The sequence below is a fragment of the Paenibacillus plantiphilus genome, from assembly GCF_927798095.1.
Lineage (GTDB): Bacteria > Bacillota > Bacilli > Paenibacillales > Paenibacillaceae > Paenibacillus_Z > Paenibacillus_Z plantiphilus.
Genome location: NZ_CAKMMF010000002.1, coordinates 262,920 through 282,066, shown reverse-complemented (window position 1 = coordinate 282,066; position 19,147 = coordinate 262,920). Strand labels below are relative to the sequence as shown.

General features: G+C 53.9%; 12 protein-coding genes. 7 read left to right on the top strand and 5 right to left on the bottom strand.

Features of this window, described 5'->3' with window-relative positions:
- Positions 1 to 1,270 precede the first annotated feature (1,270 nt).
- The 4 genes from L6H65_RS02635 to resA all read left to right on the top strand — a co-directional run bounded on the left by L6H65_RS02635 (position 1,271) and on the right by resA (position 5,659).
- Positions 1,271 to 3,106 (top strand): DEAD/DEAH box helicase, encoded by a 1,836-nt coding sequence (locus tag L6H65_RS02635; RefSeq protein ID WP_236338798.1) that lies wholly within the window; start codon positions 1,271 to 1,273, stop codon positions 3,104 to 3,106.
- Between the two features lie 172 nt (positions 3,107 to 3,278).
- Positions 3,279 to 4,115 (top strand): delta-lactam-biosynthetic de-N-acetylase, encoded by an 837-nt coding sequence (pdaA, locus tag L6H65_RS02630; RefSeq protein WP_236338796.1) that lies wholly within the window; start codon positions 3,279 to 3,281, stop codon positions 4,113 to 4,115.
- Positions 4,116 to 4,348: 233 nt separating this feature from the next.
- Positions 4,349 to 5,056, top strand: coding sequence for a cytochrome c biogenesis CcdA family protein (locus L6H65_RS02625; protein ID WP_236338794.1), 708 nt, complete (start codon positions 4,349 to 4,351; stop codon positions 5,054 to 5,056).
- 15 nt (positions 5,057 to 5,071) lie between these two features.
- Positions 5,072 to 5,659: a thiol-disulfide oxidoreductase ResA gene (resA, locus tag L6H65_RS02620; protein WP_236338792.1), complete on the top strand. Its 588-nt coding sequence runs from the start codon at positions 5,072 to 5,074 to the stop codon at positions 5,657 to 5,659.
- 251 nt (positions 5,660 to 5,910) lie between these two features.
- Here the strand turns inward: resA and L6H65_RS02615 are convergent, their stop codons facing one another.
- Complete coding sequence (locus L6H65_RS02615; protein ID WP_236338790.1) at positions 5,911 to 6,885, bottom strand: helix-turn-helix transcriptional regulator; 975 nt, start codon at positions 6,883 to 6,885, stop codon at positions 5,911 to 5,913.
- 508 nt (positions 6,886 to 7,393) lie between these two features.
- Between L6H65_RS02615 and L6H65_RS02610 the strand changes: the two genes are divergently transcribed.
- A complete protein-coding gene (locus L6H65_RS02610; protein ID WP_236338788.1) occupies positions 7,394 to 8,275 on the top strand; it encodes an SDR family oxidoreductase in 882 nt (293 codons plus the stop codon).
- Between the two features lie 212 nt (positions 8,276 to 8,487).
- Here the strand turns inward: L6H65_RS02610 and L6H65_RS02605 are convergent, their stop codons facing one another.
- The 4 genes from L6H65_RS02605 to L6H65_RS02590 all read right to left on the bottom strand — a co-directional run bounded on the left by L6H65_RS02605 (position 8,488) and on the right by L6H65_RS02590 (position 15,675).
- The gene (locus L6H65_RS02605; RefSeq protein ID WP_236338787.1) at positions 8,488 to 10,650 is read right to left on the bottom strand and encodes a response regulator; all 2,163 of its coding nucleotides are present in this window, start codon (positions 10,648 to 10,650) and stop codon (positions 8,488 to 8,490) included.
- 19 nt (positions 10,651 to 10,669) lie between these two features.
- Complete coding sequence (locus L6H65_RS02600) at positions 10,670 to 11,515, bottom strand: CheR family methyltransferase (RefSeq protein WP_236338843.1); 846 nt, start codon at positions 11,513 to 11,515, stop codon at positions 10,670 to 10,672.
- Positions 11,508 to 15,209, bottom strand: coding sequence for a response regulator (locus L6H65_RS02595; RefSeq protein ID WP_236338785.1), 3,702 nt, complete (start codon positions 15,207 to 15,209; stop codon positions 11,508 to 11,510). The genes L6H65_RS02600 and L6H65_RS02595 overlap by 8 nt, the downstream gene beginning before the upstream one ends.
- Positions 15,210 to 15,339: 130 nt before the next feature.
- Positions 15,340 to 15,675: a YflT domain-containing protein gene (locus L6H65_RS02590; protein WP_307728293.1), complete on the bottom strand. Its 336-nt coding sequence runs from the start codon at positions 15,673 to 15,675 to the stop codon at positions 15,340 to 15,342.
- Positions 15,676 to 15,862: 187 nt separating this feature from the next.
- Here L6H65_RS02590 and L6H65_RS02585 point away from each other — a divergent pair, with 187 nt between their 5' ends.
- Positions 15,863 to 17,611: an alpha-glycosidase gene (locus L6H65_RS02585; protein WP_236338784.1), complete on the top strand. Its 1,749-nt coding sequence runs from the start codon at positions 15,863 to 15,865 to the stop codon at positions 17,609 to 17,611.
- 231 nt (positions 17,612 to 17,842) lie between these two features.
- Positions 17,843 to 19,084, top strand: a complete 1,242-nt coding sequence (locus tag L6H65_RS02580) for a sugar phosphate nucleotidyltransferase (protein ID WP_290370292.1) — start codon at positions 17,843 to 17,845, stop codon at positions 19,082 to 19,084.
- Positions 19,085 to 19,147 lie beyond the last annotated feature (63 nt).

The window sequence follows — 19,147 nt, the reverse complement described above, 5'->3', positions numbered from 1 at the left end:
TCCGGTGTCGCCCGTGGCTCCGGTGTCGCCCGTGGCTCCGGTGTCGCCCGTGGCTCCGGTGTCGCCCGTGGCTCCGGTGTCGCCCGTGGCTCCGGTGTCGCCCGTGGCTCCGGTGTCGCCCGTGGCTCCGGTGTCGCCCATGGCTCCAGTCGCTTCGGCGGTGCCAGAGGGTCCGGTTGAGCCGACAGGGCCGGTCTCCCCCTTGGGACCGGTACTACCCGTGGTGCCGGTTGTCCCAACCGCGCCTGTAGCCCCAATTTTCCCAAGCGTTCCTGCTACTCCCGATTCCCCAGTGGTTCCCGCCGTTCCTGTAGCACCAGTTGCTCCGACTCCGCCCGTAGCCCCCGTCTCACCAGTAACTCCTGCAACTCCTGTAACTCCTGTAACTCCGATAGCCCGAGACGAGCTTCGTTGTTTTCGTGTTTTGCACGAGTATTTGGAAGCGCAAATGCAGCCGACTGCTTGATAGAGGTATTGAACAGTGAGCCGGACCGACTTTTGCTTGCACGAAAAGCCTTTTCTTGGGTTCCTTTTCGCTGCGCGCAGCTCCCTGATGGCCATGTTTATCTTTCTGAGACATCTCCAGTGGCGGTAACGGCGTCTCCGAATGTCCAAACAGGCTCACCTCCTGGTGCAACCGCAATTCGTTTTTTTGCGCCTGCTGCGCGCTGACCCACATCTGCTGCGAAGCAATGCAAGTGTGTTCATCACAGTCTTCTCAGCTTGATTCAACTCACCTGTCTGCAAACACCTTTTTGCCCGACGCAGCTGTCTTATCGCTTTATTCAACATGCGGGTGCGTGAAGGTGTACTAGTCATTGGAGATCCCCTCCGCGAACATCCGTCTGGTCTTCAATCTAATCTAAGCTCTTCGTTACAATAGTCTATGGTTGAAAAGTTGAAGGAACACGGTGTATGCCCAGCTGCTTTACTGAAAGTCTGTCAAGCAAGCTTCATTCTGCGAATAGTATCTGATCACTTGTTGATATTCAGCCGAAAAAGGGATCTACCCCAGGTCTCTCCAGTGCCCTGTCGGGTTATTGCGAATCTCGATATATATCCGATAAACGGTAGATGGGGTATTATGGAAGAAATAAACAGGATAACGAATGAAGAATTGGTGTTTTTAAGCTAAAGAGGTGTTATTCTAATCCTTTCGAATTCGCATAGCTGAGCAAATATCGGTACATGCTGAAAGACAGATTGTGGTACGATAGGATATGCCGGATGTTAGATACGGGAAGGCTTTTAATATAATGAGGTGGATATAATGGCGGGATTTACAGAACTGGGCATATCGTCGGAGCGGGTTGCCGCGCTTCGCAGCGGTGGAATTGACGTTGCGACGCCGATTCAGGAGAGCTCGATACCAGTTATTTTGCAAGGTCATGATGTAATCTGTCAGGCGCAGACGGGAACAGGGAAAACACTCGCTTTTCTGCTGCCGATGCTGGAGAAGATAGATGGAAACAAGGATGCGCTGCAAGGGCTGATCCTGACGCCAACACGGGAGCTGGCGCTGCAGATTACTGCAGAGCTTAAGCGATGGGTGGCATCCCGTGCCGAGTGCAACATGCTCGCGGTGTATGGCGGTCAAGACGTGGAAGCGCAGATGCATAAGCTGAAGCGCAGTGTTCATATGGTAGTTGCAACACCTGGCCGACTGCTCGATCATATGCGCAGAGGGACGATATCGCTTGGCGCAGTGAAGATGCTTGTACTGGATGAAGCGGATCAAATGCTGCACATGGGCTTCCTTAATGAAGTGGAGGAGATCATCAGCCAACTGCCCTATAAGCGTCAGACGATGCTGTTCTCGGCTACGATGCCGACGCTTGTGAGATCGCTTGCGGCGCGGTTTATGCGTGATCCAAGGGATATTACTGTCAAGGCGCCGCAAGTGACTGTTAAAGCGATTCGCCAGCTCATCGTGGAAACGACTGATCGCGGCAAGCAATCGACGCTTTGTCGCTTAATTGACGAGCAGCAGCCGTATTTGGGGTTGATTTTCTGCCGGACGAAAAAGCGGGCGAAGTCGCTCAATGAGGATCTGCAGGCGCTTGGCTACAATAGCGATGAGCTGCACGGTGATTTGTCGCAGTCCAAGCGGGAGCAGGTTATGAAGCGGTTTCGCGATGCGAAGCTGCACCTGCTTATTGCGACGGATGTAGCAGCGCGCGGACTAGATGTCGAGGGCGTTACACATGTGTTCAATTACGATATTCCGCATGATGCCGAGAGCTATATTCACCGGATTGGCCGGACGGGCCGTGCGGGTGAGAAAGGCTTGGCTATTACGATTTTCGTTCCTAAGGACAAGCCCGAGCTGGCGGCGATTGAGAAGGGGATCAATCAATCCATTCCTCGCGAAGGCGGCGGGACACAGCCGAAGAGCGAGCGCAGCAGCGCGGGCGGTGAGCGCAGCAGCGCGGGCGGTGGGCGCAGCTCGCGGCGCGGTGACCGCAGTAGCGCGAGCGGTGGGCGCGGCGCGCGTGGCAGTAACCGCGACGCAGGCGGCGAACGCAGCGCGCGTGGCAGTGACCGCCGCGCAGGCGGTGAACGCAGTGGCGTGAAACGCGGCGAGCGCAGCGGAGCTAGTGAGCGCCCGCAGCGGGGTGAGCGCGGTGGTTTCGCTGGCGAGCGAGCGTCAAGCAGCGAGCAGAGCTGGGGTAAGGGCCTGCAGCGCGGCGGACGCGGCCGGACGGCAAGCGTGCGCGGCGGCGCAGAGCAGGAGCGTCCGCAGCGCGGTGAGCGCAGCGGAGCTAGTGAGCGCCCGCAGCGGAGCGAACGCGGTAGTTTCGCTGGCGAGCGAGCGTCAGGCAGCGAGCAGAGCTGGGGCGCGCAGCGCGGTGGGCGTGGCCGGGCGGCAAGCGTGCGGGGCGGCGGCACAGAGCAGGAGCGCCCGCAACGCGGTGAGCGCAGCGGGGCTGGTGAGCGCACGCAACGCGGCGAGCGCGGCAGTTTCGCGGGCGAGCGAGCGCCAAGCGGACCGCGAAGCTGGGGCACAAGCCCGAAAGCTGGTGCGGGTGCATCCAAAGGCAACCGTGGTGGCGGAGCTGGCTCCAAGGGCCGTTCGCAGTCCCGCAGCAAGCCTCGTTCTCGCTAAACATCATACGGCGGCAACTGATCGCCCCTCCCTTTGTCTGAGATGACGAGGGCAGGGGCGATCTTCCTTTATACAGCCGTGGCAGCTTGTGCAACCCGCACAGATTGTGCAACCCGCACATAACTTTTCCTTTGTTGTGAAATAGTACTTACATGAAGTGAAAAGGAAGTGGATGAAACTGACTAGGAAGCATAGCAACTACCTGTTAGCTGTTGCATGTGCAATAGCTGTTTTCTGCACGGCTGTCATTGCAGCTGAACCAACAACCGCAGTGGCAGCGGAAATACGGGCCGCCGGGTCTGCTCCGGGCGGTGCGTTTCATTTCGGCTTCAAGAGGAGCGTGAACGGAGCTCTGCCTTCTATCGCCGAAGAGGGGTTCCAGGGCGTGCTCCGGAAGAATGGCGCAATCTTTCTTGGCGACAGCACCAAGAAGGAGCTGTATCTTACGTTCGACAACGGGTACGAGAACGGTTATACAAGCCGCGTGCTGGATGTATTGAAGGAGAAGAAGGTCCCCTCCATATTTTTCATAACAGGCCACTACATCAAGGATCAGCCAGAGCTGGTCAAGCGAATGGTGAGCGAAGGGCATCTGATCGGAAACCATTCATGGAGCCACCCGGATATGAGCGGACTTACGCGGGAGCAAATCAGCAACGAGCTGGGAAAAGTAAAGCAGGCAGTTGTTCAATTGACTGGCCAGCAGGAGATGCACTATCTGCGTCCGCCGAGAGGGATATTTAATGACCGGGTGCTGGCGGTGAGCAAGGAATCCGGGTATACAAGCGTCTTTTGGTCTGTCGCCTACAAGGACTGGGATACGAAAGTCCAGCGAGGGTCGAACTATGCCTACACGAAGGTGATGGAGCAGCTTCATCCTGGGGCGGTCATTCTGCTGCACGCTGTCTCCAAGGATAATGCAGATGCACTTGGCAGTATTATTGATGCTGCACGGCAGAAGGGCTATGAATTCAAGAGCCTGCACCAGCTCACCAGCAAAAATTATTAAAGCCCGAAAACAACAGGGCGGCTTCAGCCAAACATGCTGAGGCCGCTCTTTTTGCCGTGAATCATTAGTCAGGGGCCCCTCATGCTGACAAATATATGAAGATGTCAACAAATAGTAACAAAGCCGATCCAATTCACATTGATAACGAAAAAGGCGAACGGTATCATATGGCTATGCAACAACAAATTACTGGCGTGAATAGGATCGTTGAACTGCGCGAGAGGAGATGACAAGTGGCAGACAACGTAACACTCTGGTTGGCTTTTAGCGGTGGATTACTGGCCTTTATCTCTCCTTGCACATTGCCGCTCTACCCGTCATTTCTATCCTATATAACAGGAATGTCGGTCAAAGAGCTGCAAGAGGCCAGCTCCAAGGGCTTCTCGCGGATCATTCTGATGAATGCCTCGTTGTTTCTGGTTGGATTCTCGCTTATTTATTACGTGCTGGGCTACTCAGCCAGTTTAATCGGTGATGTATTCTTTGCATATAGCGACGTTATACGTATGCTGGGCGCTATATTCATAGGGCTGATGGGTCTATTCATGCTCGGTATTTTCCAGCCCAAATTATTAATGAAAGAGTTCCGGCTGCCGTTCAAGCGTAAGAAGAACGGTGCGATGAGCTCGCTGCTTGTCGGGATTATTTTTGCTGCGGGATGGACACCTTGCATAGGTCCGATTTTCGGTGCGATTATTTATGCCAACATCGTCTACCCTGGTCAAATGTTCATTAATATCACAGCGTACTCGCTCGGCTTTGGCATCCCGTTTCTGCTCATGGCCTTCTTCGTGGGCCGGTTGAAATGGATTCTGAAATATAGCGCCATGTTCATGAAGCTTGGCGGGCTGTGTATGCTTATACTCGCTGTATTGCTGTATCTGGATAAAATGGTGGCAATCAATATATGGTTCCAAAAGGTTATGAATGTGACCGGATAATACGGAGGTGAGATTGTGGCAGCTGGTCAAGCGAGAAAAGCGCTTCAGTCCGTCATACTGCTCATAGCGGTGATAGCGGCTGCTTATGCGATTATGAAGCCGCTTCTGGAGAAGGAAGGGGATCTGATCAAGGTCGGTGAAGCCGTGCCGGATTTCACGCTTGTGAATATGGAGGGCGAAGCTGTAGAGCTGAAGGATTATCGGGGCAAGGGTGTCATTATTAACTTCTGGGGTACGTGGTGCGGACCATGCGAGAAGGAGATGCCGCGCATGAATGAGGCTTACCGCAGCAAGCCGGATGATGTGGAAATATTAGCGGTCAACCTCCCGGAATCGCCGGTTTCTGTCAGCGCCTTTGTTGAGAAATATGGGATCGATTTTCCCGTGTTGATGGATGCTGACGGCGATGTTGTCGCGGCTTATAAAGTCGGGCCCATACCCGTTACTTTCCTTGTGGACGAGAACGGAATCCTGCAGGAGCGAATTCTCGGCGAATTGTCCACTGTGGAATATATTCAAGAATTAATGAGCTCAATCAATCCCGTGAAGGATGGGCTGCGGAACAGCGCTGCTGAGACTGCCGAGAACATATCTTTTCGGTAAAAGCTTGTCGCGTCCGCTCATAGCGGCAGAGGAAATCGGCAGCTTGCCGCGCGCTATTGAACAACCAAACGGCCGCTGCGCAGGGGAAGGCTCTTGTGATCGCTGGCGCTTCTCCAAAACGATTCCCCCTGCTCCGCTCTGTCGTCCAGCGTATAACGCCGCACACGTTGCGGCGCCTGCCGCCTGGGCGGTGGAAGCAAGCCTGAACTCCCCGCAGTGTGTATGTGATTCACAGAGAGCCAGAGCTTCTTCTAGGGTGTGGATTGATAGTAGCGCAGCAAATTTGAGACGTGGCTAGCCAGCGTTTCCCGCAGCGATTGGGGCTCTACTACCCAAATGAGTTCGCCGTACTGAGTGAGGATATTCGGCAAGTACTTATGCATCAGTGCATTGTCCAGTTGAAAAGTTACCATATCATCTGTCCGCTTGGTTACATAGAAGCGCAAGTATCTGCTGCTGTATAATTGTCTGATCGCATCAGGCTTGCCCTCGATGATAACAGTAGTGAGTGTGCCTTCTAGAGGCAGGGTCGGCTTGAACTGGGCGGTGAAGTAGTCGCCGGCAGAGAAGCCTTCCGGCCGCTCGAACACCTCGTCGGTCTGATTCAAGGCGATGACGCGATCGACTCGAAAGCTTCGAACAGCGCAGCGAAGCTGGCAGTAGGCGATGACATACCATTTGTTCGTCCAGTGAACAAAACCATAGGGATTGATGGAGCGGGACTCTGTCGATGTCTGGTTCTCCTTGCGGTAAGTAATCGCAACTGTGCGATTATTCGCAATGGCCTCATCCAATTGACGGAAAATGGGCTCGTCATGAATAGGAGCAGCATCCAAAGGGGGCAGAACGTCGAACCCGCGTGTATATCGCTCCAGCGCATCAAGCTGTTCTTCATTGGTGTACCGTTTAATTTTGCTCAAGGATCGCTCCAGCGCATCTCCATAAGGATAGCCGGCTTGCTGGGCAAACATGGCGGCATGCACGATCGCCTTGCGCTCATCTTCATCGAAGAACAGCGGAGATTCTACAAACTGGCTGAGCAGGCTGTATCCGCCTTCGCGTCCGAATTCGGCGACAATGGGGACCCCGCTGGCGCATAGTGCATCGATATAGCGATAAACGGTGCGAACGCTCATTTCCAGCTCCTCTGCGAGCTGGGGGGCTGTCATTCGTTTGCGCGAGGTGAGCAGCCAGAGAATGGCGAGCAGATTATCTGTTTTAGACATGTGCGTGCTCCTTTTATGATTGTTTTGAAACCTCAAGGGACCGTCTCCAAAGGGAATTAGCGATGATACCGGCCCGAATATGAAACCATGAAGCCTCCAAATCCACGAATATGTGGAGCCGGAGGCTTCTTTCTAAGTTGAACGCTCGAAGTGGGACTGCATCTAGAATCTCACACATTATATCGCATATCGAGGCGATGAGTCGATTGTCATAAGGGTGGAACATTCAGCCCGATACCGCATATGAAGGCGATGAGTCGATTGTCATAAGCATGAAACTTGCAGTCCGATACCACTCATCAAGCTTCATGCTTGATCAGCACAAGTCCGTGCAGTGTCGATGGCCCCTTGTCCGCTATTAGGCGGCTTCCAGCCTTACAGCGCACCGCGCGCAATGAATCTGTGCGCTGACACTGAAGAGAACCGCAAGGAACGAGCTGTTTTTGGCTGCGAACAGAAGGGTAAGAGAGAGCAATACACTTTGCTCATTGTAGGAGGCTGTTCAAAAATGGCACATTCTCAATCGAACTCGCAATCACACTCGCAACTGCGATCTCAATCTAGCTCACAATCGAGCCCGCAACCGCGATCTCTATCTAACCCGGTTGGCAGAGTACAGCATAAAGTCGCACTGGTTACTGGAGCTGGCGCGGGGATCGGGCGTGCTTCAGCATTTCGATTGGCGGAGGAGGGTGCTAAAGTTGCGCTTTTAGATCGGGAGATGGAGCGGCTTGTCGAGGTGCGCAGGCGAATCGAGAGCGCAGGTGGAGAGGCGATAGCGATCAGCGCCGATATATCGAAGCCGGAAGATATGGAGCAGGCAGTGGCACAGATTCTGGAGAAGTGGGGGAGGATGGATATTCTTTTCGCCAATGCAGGCGTCAATGGCACACTCTCTCCGATTGAGACGATGACGCCGGAGGAATGGAGCCGTACGCTGGATATCAATTTGAAGGGTACTTTCCTGACGGTTAAATATGCAGTGCCACCGCTCAAGGCTAATGGAGGAAGCATTATTATTACAAGCTCAATTAACGGCAATCGCGTATTCTCGAACTTCGGGATGAGCGCTTACAGCACCTCCAAGGCGGGGCAAGTGGCTTTCATGAAGATGGCGGCGCTGGAGCTGGCGCAATATGATATCCGGGTCAATGCCATTTGTCCGGGAGCGATCAGCACGCTCATTGACGAGAGCACCGAGCGTAAGCCGGAGCTTGATGAGATCATTATTCCCGTCGAATTCCCTGAGGGGGATCAGCCGCTGCAGGATGGACCGGGCAAGCCATCACAGGTTGCCAGTCTGGTCCTGTTCCTCGGCTCGGATGAATCGAGCCATATTACTGGAACCGACATATACATCGACGGCGCAGAGTCTCTGCTGCGCGGATAGCCGTCCGTCACCGTTAGCAGAGCCGCAGCTGCGCGGATGCCGCATCCGTCCCTTGGAGTGGCTCTCTGCAACGCGGATAGCCGCATCCGTCCCTTGGAGTGGCTCTCTGCAACGCGGATAGCCAAATCCGCCCTCCCGGAGTGGTTTCTCTGCAACGCGGATAGCTGCCTCTGCCGACCAGCAAAAGCAACAGCGAAGCAGCCGATTTCATGCTAGGATGAAGTCGGCTGCTTATTGGCTGTAGGCGCTAGAATTCCGTGCTGCTTCAGCAGGTTGACGACAGTCTCGAATTGGATTGGTTTCGTCAGAAAGTCCGTCATGCCTGCATCCAGACAGCGTTCGCGGTCAGTTGGCAGCGCATTGGCCGTCATAGCGACAATAATCGGCTGCTTGCCGTGCTTGGATTCCGCCAATACCCGCTTGGTCGCTTCCAAGCCATCCATGACCGGCATGCGCATGTCCATTAGAATCAAATCATAGCTGCTGGCGGCTGATTTCTTAACCGCAACGCTGCCATCGTCAGCGATATCCGCAGCAACCCCAAGCTTGCCCAGCAGACGCTGCGTTAACCGTTGATTCACTTCGTTATCATCCACAATAAGTACGCGGGAGAGCTCGCTTGCTTCCTCGCTGCCGCAGGACGTTTCCTCCAGCGCTTCCTGCAAGGATATGTATGAGGCGTTATTTTTGTTGCCCTCTCTTGAAAGGAGCTGCTGCGGCTGCGCATTGCCAATTTTCGCAGGGGCTCCATGGGAAGCATTTTCTTCCGAAGAGGGGGTATCATCGTGACGGCTGAACATGACTGAAAACCGGAAAGTAGTGCCCTTCTGAAATTCCGACTCCACTTCTATAGTGCCGCTCATAAGCTCAACGAGATTTTTGCAAATGGCAAGGCCTAGTCCTGTTCCGTTATACTGACGCGTTAAGGAAGCATCAACCTGGGTGAACGGCTGGAACAGCAGAGGCAGCTTATCCTCCGGAATGCCGACGCCTGTATCCTTCACTGTAAATTCAAGCACGATTGCCTCTCCATGCTCCGCAAGCAATTTGGCGCTGACTGTGATGCTGCCCTCTGAGGTGAATTTTACGGCATTGCCTACGAGGTTGATGAGAATTTGTCTGAGCTTAAGGCCATCACCGACCAGTGATAGAGGCAGCGACGGGTCCAGATGGCAGGTCAGCTCCAGTCCGCATGGCTTGGAGCTCGGCAGGAACAGCTCGAAAGTTTCCGCGACAATGAGGTCGAGCCTGAAGGGAAGCTCCTCAAGCTCCAGCTTGCCGGCTTCGATCTTGGCATAATCGAGAATGTCGTTAATGACGGACATCAATGCATCGCCGCTTTTGCGGATAATATCTGCATATTCACGCTGCTCTTCATCAAGCGTGGTATCCAGCAGCAGGTTCGTCATGCCCAATACCCCGTTCATAGGTGTGCGGATTTCGTGACTGACCATGGCAAGGAAGTTCGTCTTCGCCCTCGCAGCGATTTCTGCTGTATCCTTGGCGGCCATCAAATCCTGCTCGAACTGCTTGCGCTCTGTCATATCACAGATCGTGCAGGCGTAGATCCGCTCCGCATCAATGATGGCGACCCCCATTTGAACCTCCGCCGGGAAGACGCTGCCGTTCTTGCGCACGGGCTCCAGCTCGAACCGGACACCAATGGCCGGATCGCCTGCTTCACTGCCCATCTGCTCGTCGAAGGCCTCGCAGCAGAAGGAGGGCAGCAGCAGCTTGATCGGCTGCCCCAGCACCTCATCCTCGTCGTAGCCGAACATTGCTGTTACGGCCGGATTAATCGTCAGAATCGTGCCTTCAGCGTCGAAGGTCATCATCGTATCGCCGCTCGTCTCTTGAATGACGCGGGCGAGAGCCTGCGTTTTGGTTAGCTGATAAGCGGTTTGTCTCAGCTCGCGATTGATCTGCTCCAGTTCCTGAGTCTTCTGATGAAGCATCTCTGTCTGAAGCTGCAGCGTCTTGCTGTTGACATACAATCGGACGAAGCCTTCGATCTTGCTCCGCAAAATTTGCGGTACGAATGGCTTCAGCATATAGTCGATCGCCCCGGCCTCGTACCCGGTAAAGAAATGCTCGGTTTCGTTGCTCGTTGCAGAGATGAAGATAATGGGCACTTCCTGCGTTTTCTTCCGCGACTTAATAAGCCGCGCTGTCTCGAAGCCATCCATCTCCGGCATCTGCACATCCAGCAGAATAACGGCGAATTCATCCTTAAGCAGACAACGAAGCGCCTCTTCGCCGGACAGACATTTGACAAGATTGTAGTTCAAATCCCCCAGTACAGCTTCCAAGGCCAGCAGATTATCGCGATGGTCGTCTACTAGCAGCACATTGATAGGTCCGTCGTAAACAATCATATGGCTGTTGCACCTGCCCCTATTTGATTTTGCGATACAGCCGGCTTTGCGGACACAGCTCCTCATAAGCGCCAGCATGGCGGGTGAATGAGATCGATTCCTTCGTACCTAGCGCCAGTACGCCGAAGGTGCTCAGACTTTCGTATAGCAGGCTGTGAACATGATTTTGCAGCTCTTTATTGAAATAGATCATAACGTTGCGGCAGAAGATCACGTTGAACTCATTGAAGGAGCGATCGGTGACCAGATTATGCTGCGCGAATACGATATTCGACTTAAGCTCCGAATGAAAAAGAGCGGAGTCATACTTGGCCGTATAATATTGGCTGAATGCTTCCTTGCCGCCTGCCTCCAGGTAGTTGCGGGTGAAGGTCTGCATCCGCTCGATAGGGAAGACGCCCCCCCGGGCGGAATCCAGCACATGCTCGTTCATATCGGTGGCATAGATGCGCGCCTTGTCGTAGAGCCCTTCCTCCTTGAGCAGAATGGCCATGGAATAGACCTCCTCGCCTGTGGAGCAGCCTGCGTGCCAGATCCGAATGAACGGATAGGTGCGCAGCAGCGGCACGACATGCTGGCGGAAGGAGCGAAACATTGCAGGATCGCGGAACATCTCCGTGACATGGATCGTCAGATCCGAGAGCAGTCTCAGCATCGTGCTGCGGTCATGCAGCACGCGCTCCAGCAGCGCTGTAATCGTGGGCAGCCTTTCTGCGTGGACACGATGCCAGATGCGCCTTCTTACGGAAGAGAATGCATAATTGCGAAAATCATATCCATACAGCTGGAACAGTCCTTCGAGGAGCAGCTCGATCTCGATTCGCTCTCGCTCCCCGGCTGCGCTTTGTATGTCTTGGCTATTTATACAACCACACCCTCATCAATGACAGCAGTTGGTCAATATTAACCGGCTTGGCGATATAATCGGAGGCGCCGGCTTCAATGCATTTGTCGCGGTCTTCCTTCATTGCTTTGGCTGTAATGGCGATGATCGGGAGGCGTTCGAACTCCGGCATCATTCTGATGCGGCTCATCGTCTCATAGCCATCCATCTCCGGCATCATCATATCCATCAGAATGAGCTGTATATCAGGATGCTTCTCCATCATATCCAGCGCTTCAAGTCCGTTCTCGGCAAAATGAATATTCATATTATAGCCTTCCAATGCGCTGGACAACGCGAATACGTTGCGGATATCGTCATCGACGATCAGAATCGCTTTTCCTTCGAAAATCGCTTCCACACTATGCAGCTTGCGCAGCACGTTGCGCTTCTCCTCGGGCAGCTCTGCGACAACCCGATGCAGGAACAGCGTCGTTTCATCAAGCAGCCGTTCCGGCGATTTCACATCTTTAATAATAATCGTCTCCGCATATTTGCGAAGCTGCATTTCTTCCTTCTTGTCCAGCTCGCGTCCTGTGTAGATAATGATCGGCAGGTCGCGCAGCTCCTCGTTCTGTCGGATGTCGTCGAGCAGATCGAAGCCGTTGATATCCGGCAGGCCAAGATCAAGCACCATGCAGTCGAAGTGCTGGGAGGCAAGCAGCGACAGCGCCTCCTGCCCCGTTGAGACAGCCGAGATGGCAACATCGTCGTGTCCGACAAGCTCAACAATGCTTGTACGCAGGACAGCATCATCCTCGACGAGGAGCAGATGCTTGAGATTGCGGTTCAGGAAGGACTCAATCTGCAGGAACAGCTGATCCAGCTTCTCCTTCGTAGCCGGCTTCTTGAGATAAGCGATTGCGCCCATAGCCAGACCCTGTTGGACATCCTCCATAACAGAGATTACATGCACCGGAATATGGCGTGTATCAGGGTCATGCTTCAGATGATGAAGCACCGACCAGCCATCCATAACCGGCAGCATAATATCGAGCAGAATCGCATCGGGTTTATACGTTCTTGCATAGGCCAGCCCATCATCGCCCTGCATCGCGACGATGCCCTTGAAGCCGCGGGAGCGGGTAATATCGAGCAGTACGCGGACAAAATGCAGGTCGTCCTCAATGATAAGCACGACCTGATCGCCAGTCTCAATCCCGTCACGGTCATCCTCGACGAATGATCCTGTCTGGCTCAGCTCCAGCTGCCTTGGAGCCGTGTCCCCCATAAGCAGGGAAGGCGCGGCTTGCATAGCCGCTTCCTCTATCTGATAGCCCAGACTTTGGGGAATGGAGACTGAGCCGCTCAGCGCATTGTTCGCGCCAGCGGTCTCGACGACATGGAATTCCGGCAGGAACAGCGTGAACAGACTGCCGCTTCCCTCGGTGCTCTCGACAGCGAGCGAGCCGCCAAGCAGGACGGACAGATCGCGGCTAATGGCCAGACCAAGTCCGGTGCCGCCATAGATCCGGCTGGTTGAGCCATCCACCTGCTGGAAGGCCTCGAATATCATCTCCTGCTTATCCTGCGGAATGCCGATGCCTGTATCCCGCACCTCAAAGGCAAGGATACGGCCTTTGCCGGCAATTGCGGAGGCCGCATCCGAATCTTCGATACGAACATTGAGGTGAACGGAGCCGGATTCCGTGAATTTAATCGCATTGGACAGCAGGTTCTTCAGCACCTGCTTGACGCGGTGGCTGTCTGTGTACAGCTCTTCCGGCACGTCCTGCTGGATCGTGATTTCGAATTGCAGCCCTTTCTGCTGGCTGATCGGCAGAAAGCCGTTGCGCAGCGCATTTATCAGTTCCGAGAGCGGCACGCGCTCTGTTACGAGATTCATCTTGCCTGCGCCGATCTTCGACAGATCGAGAATCTCATCGATGAGCTTGAGCAGATCACCGCCAGAGGAATGGATCGTCGAAGCGAATTCGACCTGTTTCCCCGTCATATTGCCGTCTTTGTTATCCATCAGCATCTGTGACAGGATCAGCAGGCTGTTGAGCGGCGTCCGCAGCTCATGGGACATATTGGCGAGAAACTCGGATTTATATTTGGAAGAGAGAGCGAGCTGCACCGTCTGCTTCTCCAGTGCGATCTTCGTTCGCTCGATCTGCTCATTCTTCTGCTCGGTCTTGCGCATTTGCTGTTCCAGCATATGCGTCTTCTGAAGCAGCTCCTCATTGCTCTGCTCCAGCTCTTCCTGCTGGCTCTGAAGCAGCTCCTCCGATTTCTTGAGCGTGCTCGTCTGCTCCTCCAGACGTTCATTAGAGCTGCGCAGCTCTTCCTGCTGGGATACAAGCTCCTCCGATTGAACCTGCAGCTCCTCGCCAAGTGCCTGCGACTCGCGCAGCAGCTCTTCTATCCGCATTCTTCCGAACAGATTGTTGAGGATAATGCCGCAGTTCTCGGCAAGCCCGCGCAGCAGCTCGCGATGCGTGGCGCTGAATGGCTCCATGGAAGCAAGCTCGATAACAGCGAGCTGGCGGGACTGATACATAACCGGCAGCAGCAGCAGCGATCCTGGGACGGCTTCGCCTATTCCTGAGCGGAGCTTCACATAGGACGGCGGCAAATCCGTAATCTCGATCATATCGTGGCCGCGTGCGCACTGACCGACCAGACCCTCGCCCAAGGCAAAGGACTGCTCGAACAAATGCTCATCATACGTCGCATATGAGCCGTGGAGCTTGAGGCGATTGTCTTCGCCAAGCCCTTCCCGCACATATAGTCCGGCGTATATTGCACCGACAAGCGGCACGAGCCGATCGATGAAGGTTTGGCTGAGCAGCCTGAGATCCTGCTCGCTTTGCAGCTCAAGAGAGATGGCAGACGTATTGGATTTGACCCAGTTCTCATCCTCTACCTTCTTGTTGTAGGCTTGTTCGATCGCTGTTTTGTGAGACAGATCGTCTGCAAGCAAGTAGAATGCACTGGCAACTGCGCCGAATTCATCAGGAGTCGTGATCTTCTCGCGATTGATTCGGGCCAGTGTCCCCTTCGCAAAGGATTCAATCAGCTCGGACAGTCCGTTCAAGCCGCGTGTAACACCTGTCAAATTCCACAGCATAGTAGCAAGGCCGAGGAGGAGTCCGATAATCGTTGTTCCAATCATTAATATGCGCGTGTTCTGATTCGTATCTGTCGCTTCCGATACAGCAGTGTCCATCGCTTGACGGTGATACGCTGTAAGATCATCGATAAGCGAAATCGTCTCCTCCTGATAACGCAGCCCCTCGCTTTCGCGAAGGTTGACGGCAGCTGCTCCCTTGCCGTCCCGGATCAACTGGACGACTTGATCTGTAAATCCGGTGAATTGATTCATGCTTCGTTCAAGCTCGCGCAGAATCGTCCTCTCCGCATCTGTAGAGACGAGGCTGCTAAGCTGCGTCATATAATCATGAGCGCCTTGAGGGCCTACGACTAGAAGCGTCTCATTCTTCATTAGTACCTCTGTTGTCGGAACTGTGAGCACATTGGCCAGCCCTTTGGCTGTATCGTTCACATTGCCGCGGATATCGTAAGCGATCATCAGCTTCTGATAGCGGTTCTCATATACCTCGTCGAGCTTATCGCCCAGAAGCGAAAAGTTGTTCAAGCCTGCCACTGAAATAGCCAGCAGGAGAAATATCATTACAAAAAAACTGATCATTAGCTTTGTCTTGATCTTCATTTCTCGCTCCTCACTTGATACCAGCATCATGGAATTAGGGGAAACAATGATAACAACATGCGAACAGGCCGTATACCCTGGAGGGTAACGACCTTAACGCATGATGGATAGCTTCGGTTTCGGTTTCCGGTTAATGGTTATGCGTAATGACAAGCACACGGCCTTGATCAAGCTCCTCTTCATAGCGTTCGGCTTCCGTCTCGGTGATACCGATAGACTGGAGCTTCGAACGAATTTCTTCACCCCGCGAGCGGAACACATTGGCAACGGAGTTCAGTACACCTTCCTCGGTCATACTGATCTGATTGGCATCAGTGGCATCCGCCAGCTCCTTGGTCTGCTCACTGTCATGGGCGAGTACGTATATGTCATCCTGCTTGTATCCTCTTCTGTTAAGCTCCCGCACAGCATGCAGCGCATCCATGGCAGTGGTCACAATTTGAACACTCGGTTTCATTTGTTCCATCCTAAATCCCTCCGCATTCCATTTCAATTTGGATTTGCCAAGTGAGGCTAGTCTGTTCTTACCCACCCGTTTCCCTTTTTGAAACAAGCGCAATTAAATATCTCGATTCACTGCGCGTTTGTCCGGTGTATATTCCATATAACCGCATAACGGATGGCGGATAGAGGGATAAAGGAGTTGGAGAGCCATGTTTATAGAATGTTTCCACCACTCGCCAAGAAGCAATTGGGCTTATGCGTATGACAAGGACACCATCCATCTTAGAGTGCAGACCAAACGGGATGATGTCGAGGAAGTTACGGCGATTACAGGGGACAAATACGATTGGGATCAGCATCATGAGGATATCCCGATGGAGAAGGTGGCTGCTGATCGTTATTACGACTATTGGGAGACCGCCGTCCGGCCGCAATACAAACGGTTCTCCTATGGGTTTCGCCTGCGCAGCGGGGATGAGGCTGTATACATGACAGAATCCGGAATTTATGGGGAGCAGCCTCATCCGGCAGGCGGCTATTATGAATTTCCGTACCTGCATGAGATTGATATCTTCACCGCTCCGGAGTGGGCCAAGGAAGCGGTCTTCTATCAAATTATGCCTGACCGCTTCGCAAACGGCAACGATAAACTGAACCCGGAGGAGATTGCGGATTGGGGCTCGCCGCCTACGCATGACAATTATTTTGGCGGCGATTTGCAAGGCGTGATTGACAAGCTGGATCATTTGACGGACCTTGGCATTACCGCGCTGTATTTGACACCGATATTTGAATCGCCCTCCAATCACAAATACGATACGATAGACTACCGCAAGATTGACCCTCATTTCGGTGATGCGGAGCTGCTGCGCAAGCTGGTGCAGGAATGCCACGAACGCGGCATTCGCGTCGTGCTGGACGCTGTGTTCAACCATACAAGCGAGCAGTTCCCGCACTTTCAGGATGTTGTGAGGAACGGAGAGGCATCCCGATATGCCGACTGGTTCCATATCCGCTCCTATCCCGTTGAGGTGAAGGAGGACGGCGGGGCGACCTATGATACATTCGGCTTCTTTGGGCATATGCCCAAGCTGAATACGTCCAACCCCGAGGTGAAGGAATATTTGCTCGATGTAGCCAAGAAGTGGATTGAGGATACGGATATCGACGGCTGGCGGCTGGATGTAGCCAATGAGGTGGATCATCACTTCTGGCGCGATTTCCGCAAAACGGTCAAGGGAGCGAAGCCCGATGCCTACATCATCGGTGAAGTGTGGAGCGATTCGCGGATGTGGCTGCTGGGCGACCAGTTCGACTCAGTCATGAACTATCCATTCGCGAACAAAGTGATGGGCTTCTTCACCTCTGACGATGTGAGCGGGCGTGAATTTGCAGAGCAGATGAATAATTTGCTGATGCGTTACCCGCAGCAGACGAATGAGGTCATCTTCAACGTGCTGTCAAGCCATGACACCGCCCGCGTTCTGACGCGAGTCGGAGAGAATAAGCAGCGGCTGAAGCTGGCTGTCGTATTCCTGCTGACCTATATTGGCACACCCTGTATTTTCTACGGTGATGAGATCGGATTGAAGGGCGGTGACGATCCCGATTGCCGTGTATGCATGGTTTGGGAGGAGGAGGGGCAGGATCGCGAGCTGTACGACTTTTACAAGCTGCTCATTGATCTGCGCAAGGAGCATCCGGTCCTTCGAAGCGGACGGTTCCGTTTCCTCCAAGCGGAGGATGACAATGGGCGGCTGATCTATGAGCGATTGGGCGAGGGCGAGCACTTCACGATCTGGATGAACAATACCGGTGAGCATGCCGTGCTTTCACACGCGATGAATACCGATGACTGGAAGGACGCGCTGACCGGCGACCATGTCCCGGTGACGGACGGAGAGCAGCGTGTGGAGCTGGAGCCATACGGATACCGCATTCTCCATCGTCATTTATAATGCTGCCGAGGATTTGTTCCGGCTGTCTGTTTCCGCACCGCGCGCAGCTCCCGGCGCGCGGTGCTTGGCGTCACATGACGGTGGTCAACCACTGCACCGTCATCGCCATACCCAACCCGCGCATTGTTGACACATGAAATCGGATGCGGACAAGGAAATTTTTAGGTGTCGTTTCATTGCTGAACGGGGAGTGTATTAACCTATTACAATAGACACCGGGAGGTATATGGAATGACAAAGAATCGTACTTGCTTGGCTATGCTGCTTGCCGGCGGAGAAGGCCGCCGCTTATCTCCGTTAACATCCAATATGGCGAAGCCGGCAGTTCCGTTCGGAGGCCGCTGCCGCATCATCGATTATACGCTGAGCAACTGTGTCAACTCCGGCATCGGCACGATTGGCGTGCTTACGCAATATGAAGCATCGTCGCTTCATCGGCATATCGGGGATGGGACAGCGTGGCAGATGAGGGACAGCGAGGCCGCTGCCGATATTACGCTGCTGCCGTCAAGTCGAATCAGCAGCGAGGGCTATGCAGGAACAGCAGATGCCATTTATCAGAACATGGATTATATCGAGTGGCATGGACCGGAGCATGTGCTAATTTTGTCAGGCGACCATATTTACCGGATGGATTATGATGAACTGCTGAGGACTCATATCGCCAGCGGCGCAGCGGCTACGGTTGCGGTCAAGCGCGTGCCATGGAAGGATGCGAGCCGGTTCGGCATTATGAATACAGATGAGAGCAATCGAATTGTTGACTTTGTGGAGAAGCCTGGACGGCCGGAGAGCAATCTTGCATCGATGGGGATCTATATGTTCCGATGGGCGAATCTGCGCGAGGTGCTGCTGGAGGATCGGAATGACGATGCTTCCAGCCGTGACTTCGGCAAAGATATCATTCCTCGCTTGCTGCGCAGTGGAATGACGCTCCAGGCGCATCCATTCGATGGGTATTGGCGCGATGTCGGCACAGTGGAGAGTCTATGGGAAGCTCATATGGATATTATCGACGGCGAAGCTCATGATGAGGAGGTATGGCCGATCCAGACACGTCGATGGACAAGCTCGTTCAAAAGCTATGTCAGTCCTCAAGTGGACGTCCGGAACTCCTATATCCATTCCGGCAGTACGGTAGAAGGAAATGTGAATCGCTCCTTTATTTTCGGCGATGTTGCGATTGGAAGCGGGGCAGATATTCGTGAGAGCATCATTATGCCCAATGCGCGCATCGGACGGAACGCCAGCTTGTCACGGGTCATTCTGGGGGAAGGTGCGTACGTGGAGGATGGTGCGGTTATAGGCAGCCCGAATGGCGATGTCACCGTTATTGGCGCTGGAGAGCGCGTTGCTGCAGTGCAGTCAAATTTCAGGTTTGCGCCATTTCAGCTGCCCGACCATAGCCACCAGCATCCCTACGCCCAACGGGCATCCTCGCTCGCTGGCGAGATCGTCGGAGTGGAGAACTGATTTTATAGGACAGAGCATCCCAGATAGGAAGAATCAACTAGTAGGGAAGAACGCATGTCCTGA